Here is an 18,614-nt window from a genome sequence, read left to right as displayed (position 1 = left end):
CTCAAAAAAAGACCAGGTTATTTTTTGTATATGGTTAGGATTTTATTTCGATTGAAGGATCACCGAGCCGGTATTTTTCGACGGAGACAATCAGAATCGTGATGATGACAAGTAAAAACCAGGACGATAACTTCCCGAAGTCGACCAGTTCCCATCCATCCTGCTGATTCGGATACACCCATCCTTTAAAAAAGGTCACGATGTTTTCCGCCAGCCAGATGAACCAGGCAATCAACCCAAACGAGAAGGTGAGCGGCATTCGGTAGACCGTTTCATCCAGACGGAAATAGACCCAGGACTTATAAAAGACGAGAGCAACAAGTCCCATCAAAATCCAACGGAAATCAAACAACCAATGATGGGTAAAGAAATTGACGTATACAAGCAGACCGGTCGCTAGAGCAAACAGAGGCCGGGGAAACTGTGTGATACGGAGGTCAAACCGGCGGAAGGCCTGACAGATATAACTGGCGACGCTCGCGTACATGAAGCCGGCATAAAGCGGTACACCCAACACCTTGCTGAAGGCATCTTCCGGATAACTCCAGGATCCGAATTGGACTTTAAATAACTCCAGTCCGAGTCCAATCGCATGAAAAATTAAAATCAATTTAAACTCTTCTTTCGTTTCATAACGCGTGACGAGTAAGACGATTTGAACGACGAGGCACCAGATCAGGAGCAAATCGTAACGGGCAATCGGTTCTGCCGGCAGATAACGGGATGCAGCAAGTGCCAGGAAAATCGCGACCGGAAACACACAACAGATGGCCTCAAGGTATGTAAAACGGAAAAAATGACGGATTTTTTGCATGGACGGACCTCCTTTTCATTAGTATACGGATCAGAAGAACAGATTCCCTCCATCTCAAGATGGAAAATATCGGATTTGCTTTAGTTTCTTTCCTCAAACATGGTACAGTTAATGAATCAATTTTATTTTGAAACGAGGTGTCTCTCATCCATGAAGCAGACCATTCAAACGTCTTGGCTGTTCCGTTCCGTTCTGAAATGGGCATTATTCTTATTCGGTCTTTTTTTACTCGCTGTCGGTTCATCAATGATGATCACGGCACAACTCGGCGTCTCGACTTGGGACGTTCTTCACCTTGGTCTGCAAAATAAAACGCCGTTTTCCGTCGGGACGATTATCCTTCTCGTCGGTCTGTTGTTGGTGTTCGTCAAATACTTGCTCGACCAGATTACACCGCAGGTCGGCACACTCGTCAACGCGATTTTTGTCGGCGTGTTCATGAATCTCGTTCTCGGTTCAGGCCTCCTGCCCTCTTTCTCCTCGCTTTGGCAGAATACACTATGGTTGATTGCTGGCATCTTCATCATCGGGATGGGCGCGGGACTGTACGTCGCTGTCGGCTACGGAGCCGGACCGCGGGACGGATTGACCCTGACGCTCGCCGAGCGGTTCGGTACATCCATCCGGATGATGCGGACGTTTATGGAGATCACCGCTTGCGGAATCGGTTGGTTGCTCGGGGGACCCGTGTTCTTCGGCACGATTTTATCGATTTTCCTGATTGGTCCGTTCCTGCAGTTTTGGTTAGGGCATTTCCGCCGGATGATTGCAGCGATTGATGCCGGTACGATTCCCCGCAAGCAACAAAAAATTAGTTAAGTCGTCTGACTCGATACCATTTCACCTGAAATGGTATCTTTTTTTGTGGATGAAGCATATTAGTTGCGGCATGAAAGCAGACACGTTATATTCGTTTACATATCAATCTTTGATACGTCAAGGATTTTTCGAACGAAGGGAAGGATGTGATGAACTTGAGTATTTCCTGTACTGAAAAAGGACGACTGATTTATGCGCTCGTCTCCGTCAATAAGACGATTGCTCAAAAATTCGATCTCTGTACGGACGGCTTCAGCCAAACCCGGATGGACTTATTAGCGCAACTTGAGGTCGACACGACCATCAGTCAAAAAGAGTTGCAACAACGCGTCAATGTTGATAATGCAGCCGTGACACGACATTTAAAACACCTGGAAACGAAGGGCATGATTGAACGTGTCCGTTCCGCAACCGATAACCGTGTCATTCTCGTTTCGTTGACGGCAGAGGGCGCCACACGAATCACCCGGTTACGTCAGCAAAAAGATGAATTCCTTGAACAACTGCTTGAAGGATTCACGGCAGACGAACAGCACCAGCTGACACAAATGATTCAACGGATAGAAACAAATGCCCTTACCTTACCTAAAACAACTGTTACTTAAAAAGGAGACTTTCAAATGACTACACAAACTGCAACTGATTTTATGGAGATCGTTAAAGGACGCCGCTCGATCCGCAACTACGACACAAACGTCAAAATCTCAAAAGAAGAAATGACACAAATTCTTGAAGAAGCGACGCTTGCTCCGTCTTCTGTCAACATGCAACCGTGGCGTTTCCTCGTCATCGACAGCGAAGAAGGAAAAGCAACACTCGCCCCGCTCGCTAAATTCAACCAGGTGCAAGTCGAGACATCATCTGCTGTCATCGCTGTCTTTGGTGACATGAAAGCAATCGATCAACTTGAAAACATCTATGATACAGCCGTTGAAAAAGGACTGATGCCGCAAGAAGTCCGCGATCGTCAAGTACCTGCTATTCAAGGAATGTATGAAAATGTACCGGCAAGTGCACTGAAAGACAGCATTTTGATCGACTCAGGTCTCGTCTCGATGCAATTGATGCTCGTTGCTCGTGCACACGGTTACGATACAAATCCGATTGGCGGTTATGAAAAAGACCAAATCGCTGAAGCGTTCGGCATGGAAAAAGATCGTTACGTACCGGTTATGCTTCTTTCAATCGGGAAAGCCGTCGACGCTGGTTATCCGTCAGTTCGTCTGCCGATCAACGATATCGCAGACTGGAAATAAGCAGTACCCGTATCCATCCAAAAAATAGAGAACAAAGAAAAGGGAGATTATTACTATGACAACTCAAACAACTACAGACTTTATGGAAATCGTTAAAGGACGCCGCTCGATCCGCAACTATGACACAAACGTTAAAATCTCAAAAGAAGAAATGACACAAATTCTTGAAGAAGCAACACTTGCTCCATCTTCGGTCAACATGCAACCATGGCGTTTCCTCGTCATCGACAGTGCAGAAGGAAAAGCGACGCTTGCTCCACTTGCTAAATTCAACCAGGTTCAAGTCGAGACATCATCTGCTGTCATCGCCGTCTTCGGAGATATGAATGCAGTCGACAGCATCGATACCATCTACGATATGGCTGTTGAAAAAGGCTTGATGCCGCAAGAAGTCCGCGATCGCCAAGTACCTGCCATCAAAGGCTTCTACAGCCCGGAAGATACAGATACGCTTCGTGACAGCATCCTGATTGACTCAGGTCTCGTCTCGATGCAATTAATGCTCGTCGCCCGTGCACACGGTTACGATACAAACCCGATCGGCGGCTACGAAAAAGATCAAATCGCTGAAGCTTTCGGTATGGATAAAGACCGTTACCTTCCTGTCATGCTCCTTTCAATCGGAAAAGCAGTTGACGCCGGGTACCCATCTGTTCGTCTGCCGATCAACGACATCACAGACTGGAAATAATCGTTTGAAAGCTCCGGATTCCTACTTCAGGAATCCGGTTTTTTTGTATACTGACAAAAAGGAGCTGATCCAACGATGTATGATGTGACGATTATCGGTGCCGGTGTCGCCGGAATCTTTCTGGCACACGAACTGATGGCACAAGGTCAGACGGTCCTGTTGATTGACGCCGGAAAGTCGCTTGAACAACGGACAACAAAGGAAGCCTATCTCGGCTTTGGCGGGCTCGGAAAATCGGAAGGAAAATACAACTATTCTGCCGGATTCGGTGGTGAACTCGCTGAGAAGCTGGGAACAGAGACGACGCTTCGTCTGATGCAACAAGTGGACGATGTCCTTTGCCGTTACGGCGCGGACGAGGTTGATACCTATTCAACCTCCAATCCAGAGCTCGCAGCCCGGGCGCGCGCTGCCGGTCTTGATACGATCGAAACGACGGTCCGTCATCTGGGCACCGGATTATCAGAACGTATCTTACAGCGCTTCGAAGCCGCTCTTCAGAAAGAGGTCACCTTTCGTTACGAGACGCTCATTGAACGGATTGAAAAACAGCCACACGGATTTCAGCTGACAACGGCCCGCGAAACATTTTTAAGTCAGCGCGTCGTCTTCGCAACTGGACGTTCCGGTACGGACTGGATGCAGACACAACTGCGAATGCTTGGACTCACTCAAGACAAAACCTGCCTTGATCTCGGGATCCGGATTGAGCTGAAGGAAACCGCCTTTCGAACGTTGTTACAGGACACGTTTGAAACGAAGCTCGCCTATGCCTCAACCGCCGGAACGGCAGTCACGTACTGTATGAATCCGAAAGGACGAATCATCCGCAAGCATCAGGAAGGTCTTGTGATGCCGGACGGTCAGAATTTCCGGGAACAGGCGTCCGGAACGACCAACTTGAACTTTACGCTGTTTTTACCCCGTTATTTTGCAACACTTGCAGAAGCGAATCATTATGCTGCTTCCGTCATCGGACGGATTAATCAGGGAACAGACCGGATTGTCGTGCAACGACTGGGGGATTTGCGTGCTGCCCGTCCGACTTCCTCGGCTGATCTTGCTGAAAATGAAGTCAGACCGACTTTGGAAGCGACTGCCGGCCACCTGATGGAGGAAGTACCGGAAACCGATATTACCGTTCTGTTGGAATTCCTCAATCGGCTCGAGCTCCTTCTCGAAACACCGCTTTCTCCCGATACGCTGCTGTACGGGATGGATGGAAAATTTTACGCTCCGGTGCTGTCGACGTCCCGAGTCTTCGAAACAGATATCAATGGGCTCTATGCCATCGGCGATTGCTCCGGCGTGACCCACTCATTGTCGCAAGCAGCTGCGAGCGGACTTTATCTCGGACAACACCTGACACAAAAAACAGCCGTCTTAAGAGAATAAGATCTCTTAAGACGGCTGCTTGCGCTTATTTTTTAAATGCTTCGTATACTTTTAATTGTTTCCCTTTGACTTTCGTCGTCTTCATCGCCCGCAGGACGAGCGGACCTTTTCCGTTCAGGATTTCCACGTACGTGACCGTATCCTGAATCGTGATGATTCCGATATCTTGCGCGGTCATACCTTCGATTTTCGCAATCGTTCCGACGAAATCAACGGCACGCAGTTTCTTTTTCTTCCCGCCGTTAAAGTACAGTTTCATGATATCGGCGTTGAGCTGCTCCGTTTTTGAAGCCCGGACATCAGCTGTCGTGATTTTTTCTTCAAATGCATCGGCTGTCCGGATCAGTTCCCGTTCAGTCGGTGCTTGGCGTCTTTCGATCGCCTCACCGCGGTACTGTTCGACTTCACGGAGACGACGCATATCCGACTCCGTCACCAAACTGATAGCTTTTCCGAGTGCTCCGGCACGTCCTGTCCGACCTGTCCGGTGGACGTAACTTTCTTTTTCAACCGGCATATCGTATTGGATGACGTGTGTGATGTTTTCAATATCAATCCCGCGGGCTGCGACGTCCGTCGCGACGAGATAACGGAACTCACCGGCCCGGAAGGCTTTCATGACGGCGAGACGCTCGTCCTGTTCCATTCCACCGTGAATTTTTTCAACCGGATAATCCATCGATGCCAGTCCTTGGGCGACGAAATCAACATGTTCTTTTGTCCGGCAGAAAATCATGCACCGGTCCGGGTTTTCAACGACAGTAACGTCTTTGAGGACAGCAAACTTCGTTTTATCCGTGACCTTGATATAGCTGTGTTCGATTTCTGCGATTTCCGTTGCCTTCGTCGTGATTTCAACTTGTTTCGGTGACTGCATGTAACGGTCGCTCAACTGATGAATATCTTGCGGGAACGTCGCTGAGAACAGCATCGTCGTCCGTTGTTTCGGCAATTGTTTTAAAATCATATCCACTTGATCGAGGAAGCCCATGTTCAGCATTTCGTCCGCCTCGTCAAGGACCAGATATTTCACTTTTTCAAGCGATAACGTGCCCCGCTCCAAGTGATCGAGCACTCGTCCCGGAGTTCCGACGACGATGTGTGTCTTCTGTTTCAGTTCTGCGATCTGTCCGCGGAACGGTTGTTTCCCGAAGACAGCTGTTGCTTTAATCCGTTTATAACGGCCGATGTTCATGACATCTTCCGTGACTTGCAGGGCCAGCTCACGCGTTGGTGTTAAAATTAACGCCTGGGGTTTGTTTTCTTCCCACTCGACGAGTTCGCAAAGGGGGATCCCGAATGATGCTGTCTTTCCGCTGCCGGTCCGTGATTTAACGATGATGTCTTTTTCCGACAAGGCGACCGGAATGACGGCTTGCTGGACATCGGTCGGTGTATGATAACCGAGCTGTTCGATTGCTTCTAGAATCGGTGTACTGAGTTGAAAATCAGTGAATGGTTTTTTGGACATAAGAATACCTCATTTATTTTTATAGTTTTATTTTTATAGTTTATGTGTTGGTTCGATGAATGGATCAGACGTGACCTCTCATTATGCGCTACTTTCAGCAGGACGTCAAAAGAGCTTCCCGTCAGAGTGACAGGAAGCTCCACTTGCTTATTTTGCTGCGACTGTATCTTTTTTGATTTGTTTACTGCGGAGCTGACCACATGCAGCATCGATATCCGTACCGTGCTCAAGACGGACACCACAGTTCAGACCGTTCTTTTTCAATGTGTCGTAGAACGTTGAAATGTCTTCCGACGTACTGCGTTGGTATTGACCGTGCTCGTCGACCGGGTTGTACGGAATCAAGTTGACGTACGTCAAATGACGTTTGTCTTCGAACAATTTCGCAAGCTCGATCGCTTGGGCTTTTTGGTCGTTGACGCCACGCAAGAGAATGTACTCGATCGTGATTTTCCGGTTCGTCGTCTTGACGTAGTAATCGATGGCAGGCATCAATTTCTCGAGCGGAATCGCACGGTTGATTTTCATGATTTGTGTCCGGAGTTCGTTGTTTGGCGCGTGTAATGAAATCGCCAAGTTAACTTGGAGTTTTAAATCTGCGAATTTGTAGATTTTGTCTGCGAGTCCACTTGTCGATACCGTGATGTGACGCGCACCGATTGCAAGACCGTTATGATCCTTGATGACGTTCAGGAAATCGACCATGTTGTCGAAGTTATCAAACGGCTCACCGATACCCATGACGACGACGTGGCTGACACGCTCTTCTTTACCGACAGCATCGAGGTGATGCTGAACGTTCATGATTTGCTCGACGATTTCTCCAGCAGAGAGATCACGGCTCTTCTTAATCAAGCCACTTGCGCAGAAGCTACAGCCGATGTTACATCCGACTTGCGTCGTGACACAGACAGACAGACCGTACTTATGACGCATCAGAACCGTTTCGATCAGGCTGCCGTCATATAATTTGAAGAGGAACTTGATCGTTCCGTCTGCTGATTCTTGTTTAACGGCTTGCGTCATTGAATCAATCGCAAAACTCTGATCTAACAACTCAAGGCAATCCTTGTTGACATTCGTCATTTCTGCGAAAGTAGTGACACGTTTACGATACAACCAATCCCAGACTTGTTTTGCTCGGAACGGTTTGTGACCTTGATGCGATAACCATTCAGTCATCTGCTCAAGTGTTAATCCATAAATGGATGGTTTATTCATTAGTGAGACCTCATTTCTTTTTCCAGAACTATAACATTCCTTTATCTTAGTAAAAATCAGCCGCTTACGCAACGTTCAAATCCTAAATGTTCACTTTCTGTAAATTTTCATGTCCACTTTGGCTTGTTTTTTGGTCTAGTCGTGTCAAATCGACAAACTGCGCTTACGGAAACTGACAAAGGCACCGAGATGGAATAACAAACTGATACTCGCCAGCAGCAGGAGATGCAAAAAGAAGTGGTGGGTTCCTTCCAATAGTTGTTGGGTGTTGAACAAACTGAAAATCGATCCGTAACGCATCCATTCCGTTTTTTCGCTGAGACCGGAGCCGATCGTCAGGACGATTGACAGCACAAGCACACCGCCGGCAATCGAAAAGGCGCGTCGTTCATCATCAAATAGCGTCGCAATGCATAAGGTAAATCCACCGATCGCATACAGCAAGAACAGCGCGTTTACTTGAAAGCGGACGAGCGTCATCCCGTCAATCGAAACTCCGGAAACAAACCAGTCGGCCATCAATAAAACGAAGGTATTACATACTACCAGGCATGTACTGGCAAGAAACATGACAATCATCGCCGATGCTGTATATTGATGACGCGTAATCGGAGCTGCCAAGTATAAAATCAGTTCACCGTTATCAATCGGCCGTGCCAGTAAACGCGTAGCAAGTGACAATAAAAATAAAGACGCGATGATTTGAAAAATCAGCCCATAATAATTGCCGCCCAGTAAATCAAGCACATTATCAAAACCGGTGATCTTATCGTACTGGAAAGCTTTCAAGACTTCCGGCGGCAGTGCCTGCAGTTTCGCTTCGAGTAACCCCGTCTTCATCATCGACGGATAAAGTGCCGCAAGCATCAAGAGATACAGACTTGTCCCGACCGCATAAGCTGTGATCGGTTTGCCGTTATGCTTGAGCAAAGACCAAACGATCGTCATCATGATGGTTCCTCCTCACTATAATAATGTAAGAAGACGTGTTCCAAATCATCTGCTGAAGTTTGAATCGCCCGGACATCGTATTCGGTCAACAGACGAATGATTTGATTTAATGTCCGTTCGTTGCTCGTAAAAAAGGAAACATGATTCTGAAACCGTTGACTTCCGATCTGAAGCGCAAACTGTTCAGCTTGTGCTTCGAGCCCAAATTCAATCGTGTACTGTTTTCGGCTCGACCGGACCAATTCATGAATGTCTGCTTCGATGATGATCCGTCCTTCTTTAATCAGCGCTGCCCGGTCACACGATTTTTCCATCTCCGGAAAATGGTGTGAACTCATTAAAATCGCTTTTCCGCGCTGCCGTTCCTTGTCGACCAGACTTAAAAAGCGTTCCTGCATCAACGGATCAAGTCCGCTCGTCGGTTCATCGAGCAGATAAACGGGAGCATCCTTCATGAAACAGCCGACCAATGCCAATTTTTGCTTCATCCCTTTCGACATCTTCCGGATTTTCGTTTTCGTTTCAAAAGGAAACTGCTCGAGTAACTCCGACTGACGTTCCGGTTTGCTTTGATGGAGTTGTTGCATCAAATGCAGGACCTGTTCGCCTGTAAAATCACCCGGCAAATTAATCTCCCCCGGTAAATAGCCGACAATTCGTTTTACATCCTGTGATTGGTTCCAACAGTCATATCCACCGATGGTCGCATGACCGGAATCTGCTTGAATCAGGCCCATCAATTGACGGATTGCCGTTGATTTCCCGGCTCCGTTCGGTCCGATAAAACCAAACACCATACCCGGTTCGACCGTGAAACTGACATCAAATAAACCTCGTTTCGGCGCAAATTCTTTCGTCACGTGCTGTAAATGAATCATCCGAATCGCCTCACTTTTTGGGGTGCTTGCCGTTAGTACCTTATACCCGTTTTGGTACTTCTTGGGACAGATTCACCCGATAAATCACGAATCGTTCGTCATGATTTTTTTCAAAAAGTTCTTTCAGACGGACTTCTTCCACCTGTTCAAAAATCGTTTGATTCTCTAAATAATATCGGTATTCGTCTGCCGGGTAATAGAGAATCAAATCCACCGGACGCGGATGCCGTTCAACGGATGCTAAGATTTGATCAACGACCTTCATAAAGATCTGGACGGAAAACGGATTAAAAAAGTAACATTTCGTGACATCATCTGGAATCGGATAGGCTTCCGCATACGTATGTTCAAAACGGATACTTCCCCGCCGTCTCTTCATCTTTTTCATGTAGGTGACTTGATTCATAAGGGCATCTTCATAAAATTGTCCGTTCATCTCAACACCGATGACGGAACAATCAAACCGGTCATGCAGATAAAAGTTCAACCGGCCTTTTCCGCATCCAAAATCAATTACCGTATCCGTATAATCGAATGGATAGACAGCACACAATTCCTCTAGCGCCGCATAAGGTGTCGGTTCATACCGGTTGTAATGGCTGAACGCATTGTAAAGGTGCTGAATATCAATCGTCTCGATGCGTAACCGTTCTTCGTACTCTTTTTCATTCATATTTGATTCCTTCTTTCAAGCATTGTTGGTTTCATCGTACTATACTATGGATGTACGCATTTCATTCTAAAGGGGGACTATCCAATGATCGTCGTTACGAATCGGATTAAAGTCAAAAAAGGAATGGCAGCAGCACTCGCACCACGTTTCACTCGTCCAAGTGGTCTTGATACGATGGAGGGGTTTGTCCGTGTCGAGGTTCTCTTGACGCAAGGACTCGACGAACATGATGAAATGAACGTCAACATGTACTGGGAAGACATGAAGCATTTTGAAGCTTGGCGCAACAGCGATGACTTTAAAGCTTCTCACAAACGTCCGGAACAAAAAGACGGTAAACAAGAGGAATCACCGATGCTCGGCAGTGAAATCATCACGTATGAAGTAGCTTCTGTCAAAGAACGCACTTCTTCATAACTCATTTTAGAACAGCCTTGCCTCCAATTTGGTCGCAAGGTTTTTTTAAACCTTAAGAGACCCCTTACTATATTGATATGGGTTGAAATTGTATATAATACCATTATTTGTTATCATAGGTCCAATACAGAAAGAGAGAGGACTTATCATGCTGAATTCATTATCGATTTTTGAACAGGCCATCCGGGTCTTACCGATTGATCGATCCTTGACGCGCCAGGACTTGTTCATAGACGGTTTCCTATTACAACAGGAGCAGGAATTATCCGTTTACTATTCACCGATCGGAGAATATATCAATCGCTCTGCCAAAATAGTCTTCATTGGTATCACACCAGGATTTGAACAGATGCGGCTTGCTTATGAAGAAGCGGCTGATGCCTTCCACCATGGTGCCACAATCGAAGAAACATCAAAACTCGTCAAATACAGTGCCAGTTTCGCCGGTCCCATGCGGCGTAATTTGACAGCGATGTTAGATGAACTTGAACTACATCGTCTGCTGAATATTGCTTCAACCGCCACGTTATTTCATACAAATCAGGAACTGTTACACACGACTTCGATTTTGAGACATCCCGTTTTTTACCGTGATAAAAATTATACGGGACATCAACCGAAGATTGACCGGACACCGCTTTTACAACATTATGCCTATGAGCACTTTGCGGCGGAATTAAATCAGTTACCCCACCCCGTCATTCTCGTACCGTTTGGACGCGTCGTCGAATCGACGGTCCGGACATTGCTTCATCAGGGACGGATCAAAAAACATACCGTGTTGTTCGGTTTCCCCCATCCTTCCGGTGCCAACGGACATCGGAAGCGACAGTTTGAAGAAAATAAAGATTATCTGATGAAGCAATTGAATTCTTACTTCAATACTTAACCAACATCCTTAATTTTTTTGGGGGAATACGATAAAATTTTGATATGAAAAGAATATGACTATTCTATCGATGAGGTAGAGGCGCGGTGTTAATGAGTATTTGGTCTGAGGATGACAACAAAGACGATCAAAGAAAGGTGAGACTGCCGAAGTATCGTCACGTGTCAGACATGACGATGCTGGTCGAACCGGGAAAGACCCGTTCGATTGCCATACGCGTATTGTATGGAGCACTCCAATTCGGCTAAGAAAGACGCATCCAGCAAGGGTGTCGGCTTTGTTGCCGGTGCCCTTGCTTTTTTCTGTGCAACGGGTCTCATCTTCTAAAAAAGGAGGAGAAACCACAACTATGGTCAATTATTCAGATTCTATCGTCGCACTCGTACCAGCGCTTGTCGCGATCGTTTTAGCGATCGTTACACGCAAAGTCGTCATCTCACTTGGTGTCGGGATTTTAATCGGCGCCTTACTGCTTCATCGCTTCAATCCAATTGATACCGCGGTTTATCTCGGAAAAAACATCTTCAGCCTGTTTTGGGCAGACGGTGCGTTAAATGAATGGAATGTCTTATTACTTGTTTTCTTACTATTACTCGGTGTCTTGTCGACGCTGATTCAAACGTCCGGAGGTGCTCATGCTTTCGGAGAATGGGCGACGACACACGTCAAAACGGCGCGTGGCGCAAGGCTCGCTGCTTTCGGGTTAGGGATTTTGATCTTCATCGATGATTACTTCAACAGTCTTGCTGTCGGAAACGTCAGTCGTCCGTTAACGGACCGTCGTGGCGTCTCACGTGCGAAGCTGGCGTATATCATCGACTCGACCGCTGCACCGGTCTGTGTCATCAGTCCGTTGTCAAGTTGGGGTGCCTTCATCATCTCAATCATTGCCGGTATTTTAACGACGCATTCGATTACGGATTACTCGGCGTTCAGTGCCTTCATGATGATTGTGCCATTGAACTTTTATGCTATCTTTGCTTTGTTACTGACGCTCTACATTGCCTATACGGGAATTGCTGTCGGACCGATGCGGACGCACGAGTTGCGGGCTTTACAAGGCGAATTGTTTGATTCCAACAAAGGGACACCGATGGGAATGGCGGAAGAAGTCAAGGAGCACGATGGCGGGAAAGTCCGCGACCTGGTTGTTCCGATTATCGTCCTAGTCATCGCGACTGTCACAGCACTCCTTTGGACAGGTGCTCAGGCACTTGCGGCTGACGACCGTCCCTTTACATTGATTGGCGCTTTTGAAGCGACGGACGTGACACGTTCTCTTGTTTCCGGTGTCGTCATCAGTTTAATCGTTGCGTTCCTGATGCTGATCGGTCGAAAAATTCCGGCACGCGATTACCGTATCAGCATCTGGGCAGGGCTAAAATCGATGTGGCCCGCTGTCGTCATTCTGTTATTTGCCTGGACGATCATCGCAGTTATCGGCGATATGAAAACCGGGGATTATTTAGCCAGTTTCGTCAGCAAATCGATTCCTGCTTCTTATCTGCCGTTCTTATTATTCTTGATTGCCAGCATCATGGCGTTCTCAACCGGAACGAGTTGGGGAACGTTCGGCATCATGTTACCGATTGGAGCCGATCTGATCATGGCAGTCGATCCAAGTCTGTTGTTGCCGACACTCGCTGCCGTCCTCGCCGGATCTGTCTTCGGCGATCACTGTTCACCGATTTCCGATACGACGATCCTCAGTTCGACCGGTGCCGGTTCACACCATATTGATCACGTGACGACCCAGTTGCCGTATGCCTTGATTGGCGCCGTCGTATCTGCTGTCGGATATCTCGTACTCGGTGTCACCGGTTCGTCTGTATTCGGCTTCATCGGTGCGCTGGTCGCTTTCGTGATTTTCGTTGTGATGTTAAACATCTTGTCACGACGCGGTGAAGTGCCGTCGCAACTTCGCTCGGAATAAGTCAGATGTTTTAAACCGTTACGATATGCTAAAAGCCGGTCCCGATGATTGTATCGGGACCGGCTTTTTTTGTTAAATCAGACCATCAAGGCGCAGACTTCGTTGGCAAAGGCAACCGGATCTTCAATCGGTAATCCTTCCATCAACAACGCCTGTTGATACATCAGCTTCGTGTACCGTTCAAATTTCGGACGGTCTTCCGCATACGCTGTCTCAATCGCCCGGAAGACACCATGCGACGTGTTCAACTCCAGGATTTTGACCGCTGCGACATCCTGATTATTCGGCATCGCCTTCAGGATTTTTTCCATTTCGATCGATACCGCCCCATCCGTCGCAAAGCAGACCGGATGCGACTTTAAGCGGGTCGAGGCTTTGACTTCTTTAACATGCCCCGCGAGTACTTCCTGCATCGCTTTAAACATCTCGGCTTGTGTCTCTGTCGTTTCTGCCTGCTCTGTCTGTTCGATTCCGAGATCACTGCTCGTGACGGACTTAAATTCTTTTCCGTCATAGTTGAGGAGCATTTGAATCGCAAACTCATCGATTTCTTCCGTGAAGTACAGGATATCAAATCCTTTGTCTTTGACAAGCTCGGATTGCGGCAGTTTATCCAACCGGTCCGTGCTTTCGCCCGATGCGTAATAGATATACTTCTGTTCTTCCGGCATCGCGGCGACGTATTCAGCGAGCGTCACCAGCTTTTTCTCCTTCGCTGAATGGAACAGAACAAGATCTTTCACCGTATCTTTTTGCATGCCGTAGTCGTTGTAGATACCAAACTTCAGCTGACGACCGAACGCTTGATAAAACGTCTCGTATTTTTCACGGTCATCACGCAGCAACGCTTCGAGTTGTGTCTTGATTTTGCTTTGGATGTTCTTCGCAATCAATTTCAACTGCCGGTCGTGTTGCAACATTTCACGCGAAATATTGAGCGATAAGTCTTCCGAATCGACCATTCCTTTGACGAAGCTGAAGTGATCCGGTAAGAGATCGCTGCATTTTTCCATGATCAAGACGCCGTTCGCATACAGTTCGAGTCCTTTCTCGAACTCTTTTGAATAATAATCAAATGACGGTTGCTCCGGAATAAATAAAATGGACTGATAACGGACGGCTCCGTCGGCACTGATATGAATGTGTTTAATCGGTGCGTCAAATCCGTAGCGTTTTTCCTGGTAGAAGTTGCGGTAATCTTCATCCGTCAGCTCCCGTTTGTTCTTGCGCCAGATCGGGACCATACTGTTGACCGTCTTCATGACTGTCACTGACTCTGTTTCATCCGATCCTTCGACCGGACGCTGTTCCGTCTCCTCCATCTCAATCGGATAGCGGATGAAGTCGGAGTATTTCTTGATGATGCTCCGGAGACGGTACGGTTCTAAGTATTCATCGTAGTTCTCGTCCTCTTCGTTTGCTTTGATGTGAAGGGTGATGTCGGTTCCGACCATCTCTTTTTCGACCTCTTCAATCGTATAGCCGTCGACACCATGCGACTCCCATTTGTAGGCGACATCACTGCCGAACGGTTTCGTCACGACCGTCACCGTATCTGCGACCATAAAGGCGGAATAAAAACCGACACCGAACTGCCCGATGATGTCATGGCCGTCTTTTGACTCATTTTCCGCTTTAAAAGCGAGCGATCCGCTTTTGGCAATCGTTCCGAGGTTTTCTTCGAGCTCGTCTTTTGTCATCCCGATTCCCGTATCGCGCAAAATCAGCTGACGTGTTTCTTTATTCGGTTCAATCGTAATTTTATAGGCATCCTTGTCGAACGTGATCGTCTCGTCCGTCAACGCTTTATAATAAATCTTATCCATGGCGTCACTGGCATTCGAAATCAACTCACGTAAAAAAATTTCCTTATGCGTGTAGATGGAATGAATCATCATTTCGAGCAATCGTTTCGATTCGGCTTTAAATTGTTTCGTTTCCATTTTCGATACCTCCTGTTTGTTTTTAGCACTCTATCAACAAGAGTGCTAATTCATTTCCATTATTACGGATACGAAAACGACTGTCAATCATCTGCCTCATAGAATGCCTCGAGTTTTTCGCGGACATGTTGTCCGATCTCCCGCAGCCCGTTCGTCGAGCCGTACGACCCATGACTCCGCCCATTTTCATCGACACGGCTACCGAGACCAAGGAATTGTTCGCCCGGTTTAAAATGAAGTCCGATGACAGGCAAATCAAGTCCAACCGAATACCCGAATTCAACGACGGCATCCGGATAATCGGGTAAAGGAACGGGATCTTCCCAGACGGTACTTGAATCCAGTTTCTGAAACCGGTCCGTATGTTCCCGACCGAGTAAAATGATGCCGTGCAGAGAAAACAACGGCAGTAGTTTCATGAAAAAGGTTTGTCCAAAAACGGATTGCTCCAGTTCCTGCCGCATCGAAATCGTTCCCATATACCGTTTCGTCGGGAGCGGAAAGAAATCGGTATGGATGACGGACTGGAGAGAGGAATCGTACAGCGACGCCCCCAGTCCGTTTAAGAATCCTTCCAGTTTTCCACCCTGCTCCTTCCCGAACCAGGTTTTGTAAACATCTTTTTGTTTAAAGTAGTCATTAAACTTACCGATGCTTTGTTCCAGGTTGTCGTCAGTCAGATATGTCTCTAAAGACATGTCCGGCTCAAGTAAAAAGAACGGTCCCGTCGAATCAAAACGCAAAGTACCGTCTTTGGTTAAAAACTGTCCGGCGGACGGATTCGTCGCGACCGTCAGCCAGCTTTTTTTCGCCGCATCACCAAACCATAAGACCGGCGTCGTTCCCTCAATCAGTTCCTCTTTCATCCGTCCATCCTTTAACTCGATCTGATGCTGAACAGCTTCGGTTAAGAGTTTTTTTGCTGCTCTCCGTTGTTCTGATGTCAGCGTTCTCATTCCCTTCCTGTTGCGCTTTCCTGTTTGAGTTGTTCCCTTTCCTCCAAAACGTTAGACAGTTTGATGGGTTTAGCACGATGGACGCAGGGAATGTTTCATAAGGTGAAGCACAACAACGGACATTATTTTTTTAGGAGGAGATTTTTTATGAAACGACTTGAAAACAAAGTAGCCGTCATTACCGGCTCAGCGACAGGAATCGGGCAGGCAACGGCACTTGTCTTTGCCGAGCAGGGAGCGACAGTCGTCTGCGCGGACGTCGAGCTTGAAAAAGCACAAGCGACGGTAGAGAAAATCAAGGAAGCCGGCGGAAACGCCGAAGCCGTTCATGTCGATGTCTCACAAGTCGACAGCGTCAAACAACTTGCCAACCATCTAGAGTCTACATATGGAACGGTCGACGTCCTGTTCAACAATGCCGGGATCGACCACCAAGGCGGGAAAGTCCATGAATATCCGATCGAACTGTTTGATCAAATCATCGCCGTCGATTTACGCGGAACATTCTTAACGAGTAAATTCGTCATTCCATTGATGCTGAAGAACGGCGGATCAATCATCAATACGTCATCGATGTCAGGACGTGCAGCCGACTTGAATCGTTCCGGCTACAATGCAGCAAAAGGCGGCATTGCCAACTTCACACGGGCGATGGCGATTGATTATGCCCGTGACGGCATCCGCGTCAACTCGCTTTCTCCAGGGACGATTGAAACACCGCTCATCGATACACTCGTCGGTGGAAAAGAAGAACAACAAGGCAAACAGTTCCGCGACGCCAACGCCTGGATTACTCCACTCGGCCGTCTCGGAAAACCGCGTGAGATGGCGACGGTTGCCCTGTTCCTTGCGTCAGATGACAGCTCTTACGTCACCGGCGAAGACATTACGGCCGACGGCGGTATCATGGCGTACACATGGCCGGGCGAAATGTTAATCGACGATAAATGGAAAACAGACGCGGAATAAGTGACGGGTTTTCGTTCAGTACGGTTCCTACTTGTGGAGCCGTGCTTTTTTTGTTCATTTTTGAACGGTTTGAGCCTAAGAAATTCGGTACGCTTAAATGTTTTGGTCATTAGTTTACCTCACTGAACTACTTTTGAACGGGAAAAGTAAAACAAAGGGGGAGAATCTATGCTTACAGAACCGATTACTTATTTACAGCGTTGTTTACAAATTCCAAGCACAAATCCACTCGACGGGGAAGAGAACGTGGCCGCGTACGTCTATGATTTACTGACGTCACACGGAGTCAAAACCGACTGGATTGAAGTCTCTCCGAAACGGATTTGTCTTGTCGCCACGATTGAGGCCGGTGCTACTGCCGTTCACCCGAAAACGATCGGTTTCTCGGGTCACCTCGATACGGTACCGGTTAAAATCAGTGAATGGACAAAAGATCCGTTCGGCGGTGCAATCGAAGACGGACGCATCTACGGACGCGGTGCTTCCGACATGAAATCCGGTGTCATGGCGATGGTCAGTATGATCATCGAATTAAATCAACACGATGACTTGCCGAACCATCTGAAATTGCTGATTACATCGGATGAAGAAAACGGTATGACCGGTGCCCGTCATTTAACAGACCGTGGTGACGCCGATGATTTGGACGCTCTGTTGATTACGGAACCGACAAGCGGTTATCTCGGCTATACGCAAAAAGGGGTTGTCGGCGTCGAAATATCGTGTACGGGTAAAAGCGCTCACAGCTCTTCGCCACAGCTCGGTCAAAACGCCATCGCTGATTTGTATCGTGTGATTCGAGAAATCAAATCCGACCGGTTTACGATCACCGATCACAGCCATCCGGAGCTCGGTCCGGTCGTCGCTTCCATTACGTCGATCACAGGCGGCGAAGGACCGAACGTCATTCCGAGTCGGGCTTCCTTTTATATGGACATTCGAACGATACCGGGCTTTGGACGGGAGCAGGTCCTGCAGGCGCTCGAAGCCGTCAACCAACGGCTGTCTCAACAAGATGAGACCTTCTCTATGGAGGTGACGGTCATCAAAGACATTCCTTCCTGCGAGACGGACCGTGACGATCCGTTCTTACAGATCGTCGCGGATACGATAGAATCCATCCGGAAGCAGCCGACAACACGCGTCGCAATTCCTGGCGGGACGGACGGTGCGATGTTCAGCCAGGCGGCCCGGAACTTCCCGATTGCAGTGGCTTCGTTCCACGATTTCCGGTTGGCGCATCAAATTGATGAGTCGATTCCGCTGTCGGAATATGCGGAAACGATCGAATTGTGTAAGCGTCTTGCGCTACACGACTTCGTTTAAAAATACGATACA

General features: G+C 47.6%; 18 protein-coding genes and 1 riboswitch. Of the genes, 10 read left to right on the top strand and 8 right to left on the bottom strand.

The genetic code is table 11. The features are described from left to right. Positions 1-34 precede the first annotated feature (34 nt). Positions 35-814, bottom strand: coding sequence for a DUF817 domain-containing protein (locus tag ABIC15_RS10830; protein ID WP_354020685.1), 780 nt, complete (start codon positions 812-814; stop codon positions 35-37). A gap of 150 nt (positions 815-964) precedes the next feature. Here ABIC15_RS10830 and ABIC15_RS10825 point away from each other — a divergent pair, with 150 nt between their 5' ends. The 5 genes from ABIC15_RS10825 (at position 965) to ABIC15_RS10805 (ending at position 4,975) form a co-directional block, all read left to right on the top strand. After that, a complete protein-coding gene (locus ABIC15_RS10825; protein ID WP_214767266.1) occupies positions 965-1,633 on the top strand; it encodes a YczE/YyaS/YitT family protein in 669 nt (222 codons plus the stop codon). Positions 1,634-1,782: 149 nt separating this feature from the next. After that, positions 1,783-2,238: a MarR family winged helix-turn-helix transcriptional regulator gene (locus ABIC15_RS10820; RefSeq protein ID WP_012371830.1), complete on the top strand. Its 456-nt coding sequence runs from the start codon at positions 1,783-1,785 to the stop codon at positions 2,236-2,238. 15 nt (positions 2,239-2,253) lie between these two features. After that, positions 2,254-2,889 carry a nitroreductase family protein gene (locus ABIC15_RS10815; RefSeq protein ID WP_012371831.1) on the top strand — a complete coding sequence of 212 codons (636 nt, stop codon included), beginning with the start codon at positions 2,254-2,256 and terminating at the stop codon, positions 2,887-2,889. 55 nt (positions 2,890-2,944) lie between these two features. Then, positions 2,945-3,580: a nitroreductase family protein gene (locus ABIC15_RS10810; RefSeq protein WP_026827093.1), complete on the top strand. Its 636-nt coding sequence runs from the start codon at positions 2,945-2,947 to the stop codon at positions 3,578-3,580. A gap of 75 nt (positions 3,581-3,655) precedes the next feature. After that, the gene (locus ABIC15_RS10805) at positions 3,656-4,975 is read left to right on the top strand and encodes an NAD(P)/FAD-dependent oxidoreductase (RefSeq protein ID WP_354020684.1); all 1,320 of its coding nucleotides are present in this window, start codon (positions 3,656-3,658) and stop codon (positions 4,973-4,975) included. Between the two features lie 25 nt (positions 4,976-5,000). Here ABIC15_RS10805 and ABIC15_RS10800 read toward each other — a convergent pair whose 3' ends face one another. The 5 genes from ABIC15_RS10800 to ABIC15_RS10780 all read right to left on the bottom strand — a co-directional run bounded on the left by ABIC15_RS10800 (position 5,001) and on the right by ABIC15_RS10780 (position 10,169). Further along, complete coding sequence (locus ABIC15_RS10800) at positions 5,001-6,446, bottom strand: DEAD/DEAH box helicase (RefSeq protein WP_354020683.1); 1,446 nt, start codon at positions 6,444-6,446, stop codon at positions 5,001-5,003. A 147-nt stretch (positions 6,447-6,593) separates the two neighbouring features. Next, a complete protein-coding gene (gene rlmN, locus ABIC15_RS10795) occupies positions 6,594-7,667 on the bottom strand; it encodes a dual-specificity RNA methyltransferase RlmN (protein ID WP_012371835.1) in 1,074 nt (357 codons plus the stop codon). Between the two features lie 144 nt (positions 7,668-7,811). Continuing rightward, positions 7,812-8,618 carry an ABC transporter permease subunit gene (locus ABIC15_RS10790; RefSeq protein ID WP_354020682.1) on the bottom strand — a complete coding sequence of 269 codons (807 nt, stop codon included), beginning with the start codon at positions 8,616-8,618 and terminating at the stop codon, positions 7,812-7,814. After that, positions 8,615-9,496: an ABC transporter ATP-binding protein gene (locus tag ABIC15_RS10785; protein ID WP_012371837.1), complete on the bottom strand. Its 882-nt coding sequence runs from the start codon at positions 9,494-9,496 to the stop codon at positions 8,615-8,617. Before ABIC15_RS10785 ends, ABIC15_RS10790 begins: the two co-directional genes overlap by 4 nt. A gap of 40 nt (positions 9,497-9,536) precedes the next feature. Beyond that, positions 9,537-10,169: a methyltransferase gene (locus ABIC15_RS10780; RefSeq protein ID WP_012371838.1), complete on the bottom strand. Its 633-nt coding sequence runs from the start codon at positions 10,167-10,169 to the stop codon at positions 9,537-9,539. An 84-nt stretch (positions 10,170-10,253) separates the two neighbouring features. On the opposite strand from ABIC15_RS10780, the gene ABIC15_RS10775 reads away from it, so the two are divergent. From ABIC15_RS10775 to ABIC15_RS10765, 3 genes are all read left to right on the top strand, one after another. Continuing rightward, a complete protein-coding gene (locus tag ABIC15_RS10775; protein ID WP_012371839.1) occupies positions 10,254-10,586 on the top strand; it encodes a heme oxygenase in 333 nt (110 codons plus the stop codon). Between the two features lie 148 nt (positions 10,587-10,734). Continuing rightward, on the top strand, positions 10,735-11,475 hold the full coding sequence (locus ABIC15_RS10770; protein WP_354020681.1) for a uracil-DNA glycosylase family protein: 741 nt from the start codon (positions 10,735-10,737) through the stop codon (positions 11,473-11,475). Between the two features lie 68 nt (positions 11,476-11,543). Beyond that, a riboswitch (Lysine riboswitch) is annotated at positions 11,544-11,719 on the top strand. Between the two features lie 105 nt (positions 11,720-11,824). Continuing rightward, complete coding sequence (locus ABIC15_RS10765) at positions 11,825-13,408, top strand: Na+/H+ antiporter NhaC family protein (RefSeq protein ID WP_354020680.1); 1,584 nt, start codon at positions 11,825-11,827, stop codon at positions 13,406-13,408. A gap of 77 nt (positions 13,409-13,485) precedes the next feature. Here ABIC15_RS10765 and htpG read toward each other — a convergent pair whose 3' ends face one another. Both htpG and ABIC15_RS10755 read right to left on the bottom strand, forming a co-directional pair. Then, positions 13,486-15,351, bottom strand: a complete 1,866-nt coding sequence (htpG, locus tag ABIC15_RS10760; RefSeq protein WP_354020679.1) for a molecular chaperone HtpG — start codon at positions 15,349-15,351, stop codon at positions 13,486-13,488. Positions 15,352-15,434: 83 nt separating this feature from the next. Continuing rightward, entirely contained in the window at positions 15,435-16,307 is an 873-nt protein-coding gene (locus ABIC15_RS10755) for a hypothetical protein (protein WP_354020678.1), read from the bottom strand. Positions 16,308-16,454: 147 nt separating this feature from the next. Between ABIC15_RS10755 and ABIC15_RS10750 the strand changes: the two genes are divergently transcribed. Both ABIC15_RS10750 and ABIC15_RS10745 read left to right on the top strand, forming a co-directional pair. Next, entirely contained in the window at positions 16,455-17,276 is an 822-nt protein-coding gene (locus tag ABIC15_RS10750) for an SDR family oxidoreductase (protein ID WP_354020677.1), read from the top strand. Between the two features lie 168 nt (positions 17,277-17,444). After that, positions 17,445-18,602, top strand: a complete 1,158-nt coding sequence (locus ABIC15_RS10745) for an ArgE/DapE family deacylase (protein ID WP_354020676.1) — start codon at positions 17,445-17,447, stop codon at positions 18,600-18,602. Positions 18,603-18,614: the final 12 nt, after the last annotated feature.

It is taken from the genome of Exiguobacterium sp. PvP048, assembly GCF_040549175.1.
Classification (GTDB): domain Bacteria; phylum Bacillota; class Bacilli; order Exiguobacteriales; family Exiguobacteriaceae; genus Exiguobacterium_A; species Exiguobacterium_A artemiae.
The sequence above is the reverse complement of the archived record's forward strand: the minus strand, read 5'-3'. Positions and strand labels throughout refer to the sequence as shown.

Excerpts from the sequence above, each read along its gene's own strand:
- ABIC15_RS10830 (WP_354020685.1), bottom strand. The coding sequence starts at position 814 with ATGCAAAAAATCCGTCATTTTTTCCGTTTTACATACCTTGAGGCCATC.
- ABIC15_RS10825 (WP_214767266.1), top strand. The coding sequence starts at position 965 with ATGAAGCAGACCATTCAAACGTCTTGGCTGTTCCGTTCCGTTCTGAAA.
- ABIC15_RS10820 (WP_012371830.1), top strand. The coding sequence starts at position 1,783 with ATGAACTTGAGTATTTCCTGTACTGAAAAAGGACGACTGATTTATGCG.
- ABIC15_RS10815 (WP_012371831.1), top strand. The coding sequence starts at position 2,254 with ATGACTACACAAACTGCAACTGATTTTATGGAGATCGTTAAAGGACGC.
- ABIC15_RS10810 (WP_026827093.1), top strand. The coding sequence starts at position 2,945 with ATGACAACTCAAACAACTACAGACTTTATGGAAATCGTTAAAGGACGC.
- ABIC15_RS10805 (WP_354020684.1), top strand. The coding sequence starts at position 3,656 with ATGTATGATGTGACGATTATCGGTGCCGGTGTCGCCGGAATCTTTCTG.
- ABIC15_RS10800 (WP_354020683.1), bottom strand. The coding sequence starts at position 6,446 with ATGTCCAAAAAACCATTCACTGATTTTCAACTCAGTACACCGATTCTA.
- rlmN (WP_012371835.1), bottom strand. The coding sequence starts at position 7,667 with ATGAATAAACCATCCATTTATGGATTAACACTTGAGCAGATGACTGAA.
- ABIC15_RS10790 (WP_354020682.1), bottom strand. The coding sequence starts at position 8,618 with ATGATGACGATCGTTTGGTCTTTGCTCAAGCATAACGGCAAACCGATC.
- ABIC15_RS10785 (WP_012371837.1), bottom strand. The coding sequence starts at position 9,496 with ATGATTCATTTACAGCACGTGACGAAAGAATTTGCGCCGAAACGAGGT.
- ABIC15_RS10780 (WP_012371838.1), bottom strand. The coding sequence starts at position 10,169 with ATGAATGAAAAAGAGTACGAAGAACGGTTACGCATCGAGACGATTGAT.
- ABIC15_RS10775 (WP_012371839.1), top strand. The coding sequence starts at position 10,254 with ATGATCGTCGTTACGAATCGGATTAAAGTCAAAAAAGGAATGGCAGCA.
- ABIC15_RS10770 (WP_354020681.1), top strand. The coding sequence starts at position 10,735 with ATGCTGAATTCATTATCGATTTTTGAACAGGCCATCCGGGTCTTACCG.
- ABIC15_RS10765 (WP_354020680.1), top strand. The coding sequence starts at position 11,825 with ATGGTCAATTATTCAGATTCTATCGTCGCACTCGTACCAGCGCTTGTC.
- htpG (WP_354020679.1), bottom strand. The coding sequence starts at position 15,351 with ATGGAAACGAAACAATTTAAAGCCGAATCGAAACGATTGCTCGAAATG.
- ABIC15_RS10755 (WP_354020678.1), bottom strand. The coding sequence starts at position 16,307 with ATGAGAACGCTGACATCAGAACAACGGAGAGCAGCAAAAAAACTCTTA.
- ABIC15_RS10750 (WP_354020677.1), top strand. The coding sequence starts at position 16,455 with ATGAAACGACTTGAAAACAAAGTAGCCGTCATTACCGGCTCAGCGACA.
- ABIC15_RS10745 (WP_354020676.1), top strand. The coding sequence starts at position 17,445 with ATGCTTACAGAACCGATTACTTATTTACAGCGTTGTTTACAAATTCCA.